This window comes from Polynucleobacter sp. Latsch14-2 (genome assembly GCF_018881925.1).
In the GTDB taxonomy this organism is placed as follows: domain Bacteria; phylum Pseudomonadota; class Gammaproteobacteria; order Burkholderiales; family Burkholderiaceae; genus Polynucleobacter.
The window spans coordinates 315,039-327,305 of record NZ_JACVPL010000001.1 but is presented as its reverse complement, the minus strand read 5'-3'; the positions used below and the strand labels follow the sequence as shown (position 1 = coordinate 327,305).

At 47.8% G+C, this 12,267-nt stretch carries 12 protein-coding genes; 8 read left to right on the top strand and 4 right to left on the bottom strand.

What is annotated here, in order from left to right; all coding sequences use genetic code 11:
* The first annotated feature begins 2 nt into the window (after positions 1-2).
* Positions 3-845 carry a SirB1 family protein gene (locus tag ICN46_RS01690; protein ID WP_216203835.1) on the top strand — a complete coding sequence of 281 codons (843 nt, stop codon included), beginning with the start codon at positions 3-5 and terminating at the stop codon, positions 843-845.
* A 44-nt stretch (positions 846-889) separates the two neighbouring features.
* On the opposite strand, the gene ICN46_RS01685 is transcribed toward ICN46_RS01690, so the two are convergent.
* Positions 890-1,540: a VTT domain-containing protein gene (locus tag ICN46_RS01685; protein WP_216203834.1), complete on the bottom strand. Its 651-nt coding sequence runs from the start codon at positions 1,538-1,540 to the stop codon at positions 890-892.
* 53 nt (positions 1,541-1,593) lie between these two features.
* Here ICN46_RS01685 and miaA point away from each other — a divergent pair, with 53 nt between their 5' ends.
* Complete coding sequence (gene miaA / locus ICN46_RS01680) at positions 1,594-2,604, top strand: tRNA (adenosine(37)-N6)-dimethylallyltransferase MiaA (protein ID WP_216203832.1); 1,011 nt, start codon at positions 1,594-1,596, stop codon at positions 2,602-2,604.
* Here the strand turns inward: miaA and purM are convergent.
* Positions 2,601-3,653 carry a phosphoribosylformylglycinamidine cyclo-ligase gene (gene purM / locus ICN46_RS01675; protein WP_216203830.1) on the bottom strand — a complete coding sequence of 351 codons (1,053 nt, stop codon included), beginning with the start codon at positions 3,651-3,653 and terminating at the stop codon, positions 2,601-2,603. The two genes, miaA and purM, sit on opposite strands and share 4 nt — an antisense overlap.
* A gap of 72 nt (positions 3,654-3,725) precedes the next feature.
* Between purM and ICN46_RS01670 the strand changes: the two genes are divergently transcribed.
* Genes ICN46_RS01670 through panB form a run of 6 tightly spaced genes read left to right on the top strand, consistent with a single transcriptional unit; the run spans position 3,726 to position 8,994 of the window.
* Complete coding sequence (locus tag ICN46_RS01670; RefSeq protein ID WP_216203829.1) at positions 3,726-4,715, top strand: AI-2E family transporter; 990 nt, start codon at positions 3,726-3,728, stop codon at positions 4,713-4,715.
* 11 nt (positions 4,716-4,726) lie between these two features.
* Positions 4,727-5,485 carry a DnaA regulatory inactivator Hda gene (hda, locus tag ICN46_RS01665; protein ID WP_216203826.1) on the top strand — a complete coding sequence of 253 codons (759 nt, stop codon included), beginning with the start codon at positions 4,727-4,729 and terminating at the stop codon, positions 5,483-5,485.
* 8 nt (positions 5,486-5,493) lie between these two features.
* The gene (locus ICN46_RS01660) at positions 5,494-6,174 is read left to right on the top strand and encodes a histidinol-phosphatase (RefSeq protein ID WP_216203824.1); all 681 of its coding nucleotides are present in this window, start codon (positions 5,494-5,496) and stop codon (positions 6,172-6,174) included.
* Positions 6,171-7,577 (top strand): polynucleotide adenylyltransferase PcnB, encoded by a 1,407-nt coding sequence (pcnB, locus tag ICN46_RS01655; protein ID WP_216203822.1) that lies wholly within the window; start codon positions 6,171-6,173, stop codon positions 7,575-7,577. The genes ICN46_RS01660 and pcnB overlap by 4 nt, the downstream gene beginning before the upstream one ends.
* Positions 7,578-7,615: 38 nt before the next feature.
* The gene (folK, locus tag ICN46_RS01650) at positions 7,616-8,158 is read left to right on the top strand and encodes a 2-amino-4-hydroxy-6-hydroxymethyldihydropteridine diphosphokinase (RefSeq protein ID WP_524538570.1); all 543 of its coding nucleotides are present in this window, start codon (positions 7,616-7,618) and stop codon (positions 8,156-8,158) included.
* Positions 8,159-8,175: 17 nt separating this feature from the next.
* Positions 8,176-8,994, top strand: a complete 819-nt coding sequence (panB, locus tag ICN46_RS01645; RefSeq protein WP_216203820.1) for a 3-methyl-2-oxobutanoate hydroxymethyltransferase — start codon at positions 8,176-8,178, stop codon at positions 8,992-8,994.
* A 6-nt stretch (positions 8,995-9,000) separates the two neighbouring features.
* Here panB and dnaJ read toward each other — a convergent pair whose 3' ends face one another.
* Both dnaJ and dnaK read right to left on the bottom strand, forming a co-directional pair.
* A complete protein-coding gene (gene dnaJ, locus ICN46_RS01640) occupies positions 9,001-10,134 on the bottom strand; it encodes a molecular chaperone DnaJ (RefSeq protein WP_216203818.1) in 1,134 nt (377 codons plus the stop codon).
* A gap of 91 nt (positions 10,135-10,225) precedes the next feature.
* A complete protein-coding gene (gene dnaK, locus ICN46_RS01635; RefSeq protein WP_216203816.1) occupies positions 10,226-12,157 on the bottom strand; it encodes a molecular chaperone DnaK in 1,932 nt (643 codons plus the stop codon).
* Positions 12,158-12,267 lie beyond the last annotated feature (110 nt).

Here is a 12,267-nt window from a genome sequence, read left to right as displayed (position 1 = left end):
TTATGCCAACACAACAGCTCGACTATTTCACTTCCTTAGTTGCCGAAGATGAACATCTCCCATTAACCGAGGCGGCCATTGCAGTAGCACAGCATGCCTATCCAGATTTGGATGTCCAAGGTGTACTAGACCAGATTGATCAATTAGGCACCAAACTCAAAACTCGCATCACTGCAGATACCGCACCCATTCAGCGCCTACAAATTCTCAAACATTTTTTTTATACAGAACTCGGCTTTGGTCCTAACCCAAACGATTTCTATGCACCCGAAAACTCTTATCTACATCAGATCATTGAGAACCGCCGAGGTATTCCTATTTCCTTGGCAATCTTGATGATGGAGCTGGGACAGCAAATTGGCCTGAAGATTCGTGGAGTGTCATTTCCAAATCATTTCATGATGCGCATCTCTTTGCAGCAGGGCGAAATCATCATGGACCCACTTAACGGCGACTCTCTTTCCAAGCATCAACTACAAGAGATGCTCGATCCCTACCTTGATGCCAAGGGCTATCGTGGCGAACTGAGTCTGCCATTGAATCTTTTCTTGCGCGCCTCAAGCCCAAGAGAAATTCTCTCGCGCTTCTTGAGAAATCTCAAAATGATTTACTCGGAGCATGAGCGTTGGGAGCGACTGCTTGGGGTACAGGAGCGACTGGTCATTCTCCTACCAGACTCAGCAGAAGAGATTCGCGATCGCGGCCTAATCTTTGCACAGCTGGAATATCTGCGTCCTGCGCTAGCAGATATGCAACGCTACCTTCAGGAAGTCCCCGGCGCGGAAGACGCCAGCGATATTCGTGAGCATATTGCTACGCTCGAAGGACAAACAAAGCTGCACTAAATCTAGCGTAGTTTTGTTATGGCCTTCTTATGACTTATTTCTCGTTATTTTTTCTTGCGTTGAAATAATTTATATAGCGCCGCTAGCACAATAGGGACAGCAGCAGCGCCGATGCCAACCAAAACAATAATATTGAGGTTCTCCCGAATCACTGGAATATTTCCAAAAAAGTAGCCTGCTGCTACTAGGCCGAATACCCATAACGCAGCCCCAGTAATATTAAATAACTGGAAGCGCGAGAAATTCATTTCCGATACACCAGCGACAAATGGTGCAAACGTTCGAATAATAGGTAAGAAGCGTGCCAGGATAATGGTCTTGCCACCATGTTTTTCATAAAAAGAATGGGTCTTACGCAAGGCGGCCTGATCGATCCAGCGCGATTGACTACTAAATACGCGATGGCCAATCCAACGGCCAACGAAATAGTTCACGGTATTACCAGCAACAGCCGCAAACAACAAACCAATGCACAAAGTCCAAAGATTAAAGTGCTCAGTGGCGCAATAGGCTCCTGCAATAAATAGTAATGAGTCCCCAGGCAAAAATGGTGCGACCACCAAACCTGTCTCTGCAAAAATAATCGCAAACAATAAACCATAGGCCCAGTAGCCATATTGCTGAATCACCACATCAAGGTGGCGGTCAATATGTAGCAATAAATCACTTATTTGCAATAGGGCATCAATCAACATGTACTCCAACGATTAGCTTGAGGCGGATATTAACAGGCTCTTATAATCAAAGCATGCAAACTGAATCCTACGTTCAGCCTGCGCTTGCACAGATTAACCCGCCCATACTCTGTATTGTGGGCCCCACAGGCGCAGGTAAAACCCATCTCGCAATGTCTCTTGCTGAACATGCCAAATCTATTGGGGCGACAATTGAACTCATCAGCATGGATTCTGCTTTGGTCTATCGTGGTTTAGATATTGGCAGCGCTAAACCTACCCAACTAGAGCAAGCTACGGTGATTCATCATCTGATTGACATTCTGGATCCAACTGAGGTTTACTCGGCAGCAAAATTTGCCAATGATGCCAAGCAGCTCTGTGAAGAAATACGCACCCGGGGCAATATCCCCATTGTTGTCGGTGGGACGATGCTGTACTGGCGCGCGTGGGCGCATGGTCTATCTTCCCTGCCGCCCGCTAATGCAGAAATTCGTGAGCGCCTAGATACTCAAGGCAAAGTCCTAGGCTGGCCAGCAATGCATGCTCAATTGATGTTGGTTGACCCCATTACAGCGGCACGCTTAATGCCTAACGACTCTCAACGCGTGCAACGAGCGCTTGAAGTTTATGAAATTACTGGCAAGCCCATGTCCACCTTGCTGGCAGACTCACCTAGCGAAGATGGTAGAGAAGGATCAGACATTCCTGAGTGGATTAATCTGGTATCACTCGAACCCAATGATCGCGCGAAATTGCATGTCAATCTTGAAAGACGATTTGATCAAATGCTCAGCAGCGGATTAATAGAAGAAGTAGAGCGACTGCGCGCTAACCCTGCGCTCCATCCTGATTTACCTGCCATCCGTTCGGTAGGTTATCGACAAGTTTGGGAATATCTCGCTGGGCAAATCGATTACGATCAAATGCGCTACAAAGCTCTGGCAGCCACAAGGCAACTAGGCAAAAGACAATTGACTTGGTTAAGAGCAATCGCCGGCAGAAATACTTTTGATCCCTTTAACCCAATCGAGTTAAATGCAGCATTGGATTACTGCAAGCAGACTTTAGCTCAAGCAGGCTAGATAACTATTGTTTGTGGGGCGTCTTTAGGACGCTCAAGCACTTCGCCAACAGTCCATGCTGATAAGCCTTGGCCGTTCAGTAACTTGATAGCAGTCTCCGCCTGATCTGCAGAGACGATCACCACCATACCAATGCCACAATTAAACACGCGCACCATCTCGGCATCAGCAACTCCACCCTTCATCTGCAACCAGCGGAAGAGCTCTGGCATTTTCCAGCTATCTCGATGCAGAACTGCCTGAACATTTTCTGGAAGTACGCGCGGCACGTTATCAACCAAACCACCGCCAGTAATATGCGCCATACCCTTGACGTTAACTTCTGAGATCAACTTTAGGAGTGGCTTCACATAAATTTCTGTAGGGGCCATCACGACATCACCTAAGGGGCGACCGCCCAAGTCATCAGTGGGCTTTGCACCGGCGCGTTCAATAATTTTACGCACCAAAGAATAGCCGTTGGAATGGGCGCCGCTAGAAGCAATCGCTAAAACAACATCACCGGGGACAATCATTGCACCAGTAATGATTTTGGATTTTTCCACCGCCCCGACTGCAAAACCAGCCAAATCATATTCGCCGGGAGGATACATCCCAGGCATCTCAGCGGTCTCACCGCCAATTAAGGCGCAGCCCGATAGCTCACAACCACGAGCAATCCCAGCCACTACGGTAGCTGCCATGTCTACCGTCAGCTTGCCACAGGCAAAGTAATCCAAGAAAAATAAGGGTTCTGCCCCTTGCACCAAAATGTCATTCACACTCATGGCAACAAGGTCTTGACCAATGGTGTCGTGACGATTCCATTCAAAAGCCAGCCTCAGCTTTGTTCCTACGCCATCAGTACCCGCGACCAAGACTGGCTCTTTATAGCGCTTAGGCACCTCAAAAAGAGCCCCAAAACCACCAATGCCAGCCAATACACCCTCACGCATGGTCTTTTTGGCCAAAGGCTTAATACGATCCACCAAATCATCCCCGGCGTCAATATCGACGCCAGCGTCGCGGTAGGAAAGGCCTTTCGAGGCAGAATTAGTAGATGAGGTCATGGCAGCTGTAGAAGATTAGTAAAAACGGTACTTGATCAGTAGAATCATTGAATTCTAGAGGATTCATGCAACATGGCCGAAATTTTCACTCCTTTTCTCACTGCATTCATTCTGGCGTATGCTCTGCGCCCAGTTTGCCTATGGCTTCAAGGGAAAAAAGTACCTCGAACCGCTTCAGCTGCGATCGCCATGATTATTGGCCTGGGGCTAGTTTTTTTCATCCTAGCCCTATTTATCGGCCTGCTGAAAAACGAAATCCCCCTCATCAAAACGCAGTTACCGGGTTGGATTCAAAATACCCAAGCTTGGTTGGGCCCAAAACTCATTGAATTGCACATCAATGTTGATTGGATTGATCTGAAGGCTAATGTCACTCAAAAAATCACTGCGCATATTAACGATAACGCTGATGCACTCATGAGCTCAACCCTAGACACAGTATTAATGTCTGGAAGTTCTGTTATCGCTGGCTTTGTGAATGCAGTATTGATTTTGTTTGTGGTGTTCTATCTGCTGATCGATTGGGATCACTTCTTCGCATTACTTAAGCAAATAGTTCCTCAACGGGCCCAAGAAACCGTTCATCACCTCGCGATGCATACCGATGGCTTGCTTTCTCAATATCTCAGAGGAATGCTCATTGTTATATCCATCATGTCTATTTTTTATAGTATTGGCTTGAGCCTTATTGGCGTTCAGGGGGCAGTTGCCTTAGGCGTATTCACAGCGCTCATGATTGTGATTCCCTACGTTGGAATTACTCTCGGCCTCTCACTGGCGGTCCTGTCGGCACTTTTGCAATTTGGTCCGGGCGGCGCCATGATTGGCGTATTAATTGTTTATGGGGTTGGGCAATTTCTTGAAGGCTTCTTTCTCACGCCTCGCTTAGTTGGCGAGCGAATCGGCCTCCATCCCGTGGCAGTTCTGTTCGCCTTGTTATTGTTTGGCAAATTGTTTGGCTTCTTTGGTGTGTTGCTCGCTCTACCCATTAGCGCAGTCAGCCTAGTGCTCGTGAAATACACCTGGTCACGCTATACCCAAAGCGCTTGGTACCAAAAGTAGGCTAAGTAGTAATGAATAAGACTCCATTGCCGAGACAATTTGCACTTGATATTAGCCGCATCCCCAAAGCCACACTTGATAATTTTTTACCTGGCAAGGATCTAGCGCTGATTACCCATTTGCGGAATTTAGTCGACCAGTGGAATCACAAAAAAATTAGTGCTGACATAGAAAACCCCTTAAATCAACGCTGGCTTTACTGGTGGGGAGCGGAAGGCTCAGGTCGAAGTCACCTACTGTCAGCTCTAAATAATGCAGCAGAGCAGCTGGGCATTGAACGCTCTCGTCTTAGCCCAAACGAGCCAATTTCCTGGGTGCGACTCGAAGAAAAAATGAGTTTCTTGAGCAATCTTGATACGCCTTCTATCATTACCGTCGATGATGTGGACCGCTTAGATGAACGCCTGGTTGCCGCATTATTTCGCATTCTTAACGGCGTTCAAGCAAGCAAAGCGATCCATATCTTTATGGCCGGTAAAGCAGCACCTGCTAATTTAGACCTCCGCGAAGACCTCCGAACCCGCCTAGGGTGGGGTTTAGTCTTTCAGACCCATCTTTTGGATGATGATGAGAAAATACAGGCTTTAGAACAGGCGGCACAGGCGCGGGGTCTCGTGCTATCAGCCGACGTACTGCCCTGGTTGTTAAATCGCTTTTATCGAGATATGCCAAACTTAATGGCCTTAATGGATGCTTTAGATTTTTATTCACTAGAAACAAAACGTGCCGTCACCTTGCCGCTAGTGCGTGAGCTCTTGCAGCCCAAATAAAATATTTAATGACTCAACTCGCCCTCTTCGATTTAGATAACACCCTTTTGCCTTGTGATAGCGACTATGAGTGGGGGCAATTCTTGGCCCGCATCGGAGTAGTTGATAGTCAGTATTACGCGAAACAAAATGAGCGGTTTTATCAAGACTACAAAGATGGCAAACTCGATATCCATGAATTTTTGCGTTTTGCCTTAAAGCCACTCTCCGAGCATTCACGCGCTCAACTCAAAGAATGGCACGATGCCTTTATGAATGAAGTTATTCATGGCCAACTGCGTCAACAAGCATTAGATCTTGTTAAGCGCCATCAGGATGCTGGGGATCTCTGTTGTGTAGTCACCGCTACCAATAGCTTTGTCACCCGCCCTATCGTCGAGCGCTTTGGCATTGAACACCTTATTGCGACCGAGCCGGCAACGACAGGGGATAATCCTCTAGCAAACTTCACGGGCGAGGTAAAAGGCATTCCCAACTTCCGCGAGGGTAAGATCCAAAGGGTGCATGATTGGTTGGCTACTCAGAGCCTTGCTCTAGACCAATTGCCGCGTAGTTATTTTTACTCAGATTCAATGAATGATTTACCGCTTTTAGAAAAGGTTAGCCACCCTGTTGCCACAAATCCCGACGCCCGTCTTCGTAACGAAGCAGCCAAACGCAATTGGCCTATTCTTGAATTGTTTGCATGATTACTAAATTTATCAAGCGCATCTTGCGTCGCGATCCCATGGATCGACACACACAAGCCAATCACACGGGTGCGCCAAAGCGGGTACCCAAAAAAACCCATCGCATCGATCCACACCTACTTTCCAAAAACGCAGTTAAGGTTACGCACACACTTCAGCAGGCTGGTTTTGAAGCCTTTATCGTAGGTGGTGCCGTGCGTGATTTGGCTCTTGGCATCGGCCCAAAGGATTTTGATGTTGCAACCAACGCTACCCCAGACCAAGTACAAAAACTCTTTCGCAAAGCGCGCCTCATTGGTCGCCGATTTCAGATAGTGCATGTCACCTTTTTCGGCAAAGGCGCGCCCGAGATAATTGAAGTTTCAACCTTTAGAGCCCTGCTGGATAACGCAGGAGACCATCTTGCAGAAAATGGTCGCATCCTCCGGGACAATGTTTGGGGTTCGCAACACGAAGATGCCGCACGTCGCGATTTCAGCATCAATGCCATGTACTATGACCCAGCCACCGAGACAGTACTCGACTACCACGGCGGAATGGCTGACATGCAAAAGAAAACATTACGCATGATTGGTGATCCAGCCAAACGCTATCGCGAAGATCCCATTCGCATGTTGCGCGCGATTCGCTTTGCTGCCAAAACAGGATTTACTTTAGACGCTGCCACGCGCGCTCCAATTGCCAAGCTTGGTAATTTAATTCATGATGTGCCAGCAGCTCGCCTCTTTGATGAAATTCTCAAACTATTAATGTCTGGGTATTCCTGGGCAGCCATTCAAGGCTTGCGCGATGCCGGACTACACCATGGTCTACTCCCCCTGCTCGACCACATCCTTGATACAAAAACAGGCTCTAAAGATGCCAATCATTTTGTTCGCTTAGCGCTCGCCAATACTGACGAACGCATCCAATCTGGTAAGAGTGTTTCCGCCGGCTTCCTTTTTGCAACCTTACTCTGGCCTGATCTTCTGAAAAACTGGAAGCAGAACACTGCCAAAGGTCTATCGAATATTCCAGCGCTTCATGACGCGATGGACGATACGATCGCCACCCAAAGTAGCGGCATGACGATTCAGCGTCGCTTTGAGAGTGATATGCGAGAAATCTGGTCTATGCAACCTCGCTTTGAAAAGCGAGTTGGTCGCTACCCTTATCGCCTGATTGAGTCGCCTCGCTTTAGGGCGGGCTATGACTTCATGTTGCTCCGCTGCGCTACTGGGGAACAAAATCCAGCTTTAGGCGAATGGTGGACAAGCTTTATCGCAGCGGACCCTGCCGGGCAAGAGGCTTTAATGGCCGCCGCTAAAAATGAATCCGGCAGCGGCAATACCAATTCGCCAGCCAAAAGGCGTCGTCGCAGAAAACCCAAAGCCACCTCACCCGCTGAAGGTGAAGCAAGCTAAGCAAGATTAGGAAAATTTCAGTAAAGTAGTTTTATATCTTGTTTGGAAACTTTATGGCTCGGGCGTTTATTGGATTTGGCGGCAACATCGGCGACACACGTCAGCTCATTACCGATGCAATCATTTGTCTTGCACAACGCTGTGAACTCCATATTTTGGCCAAAAGTTGTTTTTATCAAAGTGCTCCTGTGGAAGCCAAGGGTGGCGACTATATCAATGCCGTCATTGAAATTGAGACCGAACTCAGTCCGTATGGTCTTTTGCACATTTGCCAAGCAGTCGAGCAAGAATTTGGTCGGGAGCGTCCTTATGCCAACGCACCTCGGACTTTGGATCTAGATATTTTGTCGTTTGAGGGGGTTTCCCAAGCTGACGCCGAATTAACCTTACCTCACCCCCGCATCATCGAGCGCTCTTTTGTGCTACTCCCACTACTTGAGATTGCGCCAAATTTCTTCCTGCCTAATTTGGGGGAACTAAAGCACTTTTTACCCCAAGTAGCTCATCAAAGAATTGAAAAGCTCCCCTGCCGTAACTGTAATTGCGGGGAAAAGACCGTTTCTAGCCAAACCGCACATTAATTCATTAAACTCTCGCCATGGGCTACTTACAAGGCGATAAGCCAATCACCATTTCCAACCTTCTTGCCATGCATGCTGCTGGGGAGAAGATTTCGATGTTAACGGCATATGACTCCACCATGTCTGCGCTATTAAATCGTTGCGGTATCGAAACCATTCTGATTGGCGACTCACTGGGCAATGTGATTCAAGGCCACTCTAGCACCACCCCCGTTACGCTTGAACAAATGGCCTATCACACCGAATGTGTAGTTCGCTCAAATACGCATGCATTCATTATTGCCGACCTACCCTTTGCCACTTATGGCGACCCAGTTCAGGCTTTAGACTCTGCCGCCGAACTTGTGCGCGCTGGCGCGGATATGGTCAAACTTGAAGGCGGTGGAGACTGGCAAATTGACATTATTCGATATTTAGTGGAGCGCAGTGTTCCAGTTTGTGCACACCTAGGTTTATTGCCGCAGTCCGTTCATGTCTTGGGTGGCTATAAAGTTCAGGGCAAATCAAAAGATTCTGCAAGTCTGATGCACGACCAGGCCTTAGCATGTCAAGCAGCTGGGGCACAAATGCTAGTACTAGAGGCTATACCTTCTTCGCTAGGCAAACTCATTACTCAATCACTCGCCATTCCCACGATCGGAATTGGGGCGGGTCCAGATTGCTCTGGACAAGTTTTAGTCTTGCAGGATATGTTGGGCATCAGCCCAGGAAAGCCACCGAAGTTTGTTAAAAACTTTATGGATGGTCACGCATCCATTGAGGCTGCAGTCAAAGCCTATGTTCGAGAAGTTAGATCCGGTAAGTTTCCCGGGGTTGAACACGGCTTTGCTGGTTAACTCTGGTTAGCTAAAGAAACTCTTTACGCCGTCAAACCAACCCTTTTGATGAGGGTTATGTTTATCACCACCGGACTGCAAGCTGTCGTCAAATTTCTTCAGCAGACTCTTTTGCTCGTCAGTCAATTTCACTGGCGTCTCTACCATCACGTGCACGAATAGATCTCCAATAATTGCTGAACGCAAGCCTTTGATGCCTTTATTACGTAAACGGAAGGTTTTCCCAGTTTGCGTTCCCTCTGGAATTGGGAACTCCACACGCCCTGAAAGGGTCGGCACTTCAATCTGACCGCCAATAGTGGCAGTTGCAAAAGAGATGGGCATCTGTACATGCAAATCACTTCCGTCACGCTCAAAGACCTTATGAGGCTTTACTCTGACCTCAACATAGAGATCTCCGGCAGGGCCGCCGTTGATGCCAGGCTCGCCATTGCCAACAGAACGCACGCGCATACCATCATCAATCCCTGCGGGGATTTTGATCTCAAGTGTTTTTTGTTCTTTTTGTTTACCGCTGCCATGGCAAGTCTTACATGGTTTCGGAATGTACTCGCCAGTGCCACGACACTTAGGACAAGTTTGCTGCATAGAGAAAAAGCCTTGCTGGACCCGAACTTGACCATGACCATCACAGGTCGAACACTTTTCAGCCTTGCTACCAGGCTCGGCACCAGTGCCATGACACGGTTTGCAATTACTCCAGCTCGGCACACGAATTTGAGTAGTGTATCCCTCGGCCGCTTGCTCAAGCGTGATCTCCATGTTGTAACGTAAATCAGCGCCTTTATACACTTGAGGACCGGCATTGCGACCCCCGCCCTGACCAAAGATGTCGCCAAAAATATCACCAAAGGCATCTGCAAAACCGCCACCGCCAAAGCCACCCCCTCCAAAACCACCCATTGAGGGATCGACGCCAGCATGGCCATATTGATCATAGGCTGCCCGCTTGTTAGGGTCTGTCAGCGTTTCATAGGCCTCTTTCACTTCCTTAAATTGCGCTTCGGCAGTTTTGCTATCCGGGTTGCGATCAGGGTGATGCTTCATCGCCAATTTGCGATAAGCCGTTTTTAGCTCTGCATCGCTAGCACCCTTTGCCACACCAAGTACTTCGTAATAATCGCGTTTACTTTTTGGCACAACTGTTCCTCTCAACAACCTGAATGGCACAAGTCGGCACGAGGCCGACTTGTTATTTAGTTACTTCAAAACAACTGGTGAATGACTCCGATTACTTCTTGTCGTCAACCTCTTTAAAGTCGGCATCAACTACATCGGCATCAGGAGCTGCAGCTTGTGCACCACCTGGAGCCGCAGCTTGTGCGCCACCAGCTTTGGCTTGTTCTGCAGCCATCACCTTTTCACCTAGCTTCTGACTTGCCTTACCCAGCGCCTCAGTCTTAGCTTCTATCGCTGCTTTATCACTGCCCTTGATAGCCTCATCCAACTCTTTCAAGGCAGACTCAATCGCCTCTTTTTCAGCAGCCTCTAAACCTGCGCCATGCTCTTCCAAAGCTTTCTTAGTGGAGTGCGCCAGCGCATCTGCAGTATTACGAGCAGTGACCAAATCCAATACCTTTTTATCTTCAGCGGCGTTGGCTTCAGCATCTTTGACCATGCGCTGAATTTCCTCTTCGGTCAATCCAGAGTTAGCTTTAATGGTGATCTTATTTTCTTTACCAGTGGTTTTATCTTTTGCGGTGACATGCAAAATACCATTGGCATCAATATCAAAGGTCACTTCAATTTGCGGCATGCCACGCTGTGCTGGAGCAATACCCTCTAAATTGAATTCGCCAAGTAACTTATTCGCCGCAGCCAATTCACGCTCACCCTGGAAGCACTTAATCGTTACAGCAGGTTGATTATCTTCCGCAGTTGAATAGACCTGTGAATGCTTGGTCGGAATCGTGGTGTTCTTCGGAATCATTTTGGTCATGACGCCACCCAAGGTTTCGATTCCCAAAGACAAAGGGGTAACGTCCAAAAGCAATACATCTTTACGATCGCCAGATAACACGGATCCCTGAATTGCAGCACCAACGGCCACGGCCTCATCAGGGTTAACGTCTTTACGCGGCTCTTTGCCAAAGATTTCTTTTACTTTATCTTGCACTGCAGGCATGCGTGTCTGACCGCCAACCAAAATCACGTCGTCAATATCAGCTACATTTACACCAGCATCTTTAATTGCTGTAAGGCATGGGCCTGCTGTACGAGTAATCAACTCCTCAACCAATGACTCCAACTTGGCACGAGTCAACTTGAGATTTAAGTGCTTAGGACCACTGGCATCAGCGGTAACATAAGGCAAATTAATTTCTGTTTGCTGCGCAGATGACAATTCAATCTTGGCTTTTTCGGCAGCATCTTTCAGGCGCTGTAATGCCAGTACGTCTTTGCTCAAATCAACACCTTGCTCTTTTTTGAACTCAGCAATGATCCAGTCGATGATGCGTTGGTCAAAATCTTCGCCGCCCAAGAAGGTATCGCCGTTAGTGGAGAGCACTTCAAACTGTTTCTCACCATCAACGTTAGCAATCTCGATAATAGATACGTCAAACGTACCGCCACCCAAGTCATACACGGCAATCTTGCGGTCTACTTTGTCTTGCTTATCCAAACCGAATGCCAATGCAGCTGCAGTTGGCTCGTTGATGATGCGCTTGACATCGAGGCCAGCAATCCGCCCAGCATCCTTGGTCGCCTGACGTTGGCTATCGTTGAAATAAGCAGGCACAGTAATCACCGCCTCAGTTACCTCTTCACCAAGATAGTCTTCTGCGGTTTTTTTCATTTTGCGCAAGATCTCTGCAGATACTTGCTGCGGCGCCATCTTCTTATCACGCGCCTGAACCCATGCATCACCGTTATCCGCCTGAATGATGGCGTAAGGCATGAGGCCAATATCTTTTTGAACCTCAGCGTCAGTAAATTTACGGCCCATCAAACGCTTAACTGCATAAACAGTGTTTTTAGGATTGGTTACTGACTGGCGCTTTGCAGGCGCACCAACCAAAACTTCACCATCTTCCATGTAGGCGATGATGGATGGGGTTGTACGACCACCCTCAGCGTTCTCAAGAACCTTGGGGGCATTGTTTTCAATAACGGAAACGCACGAGTTCGTGGTTCCTAAGTCAATTCCGATAATTTTTCCCATAATTGCTCCAAAAAATAAATTGTTTGTGTCATTGCTATAAATCGATATCCAATAAATGGGGTCTGAAAGGCAGAATTCAAGAGCTCAAAGAGCAAAAAGGCAGAATTCTG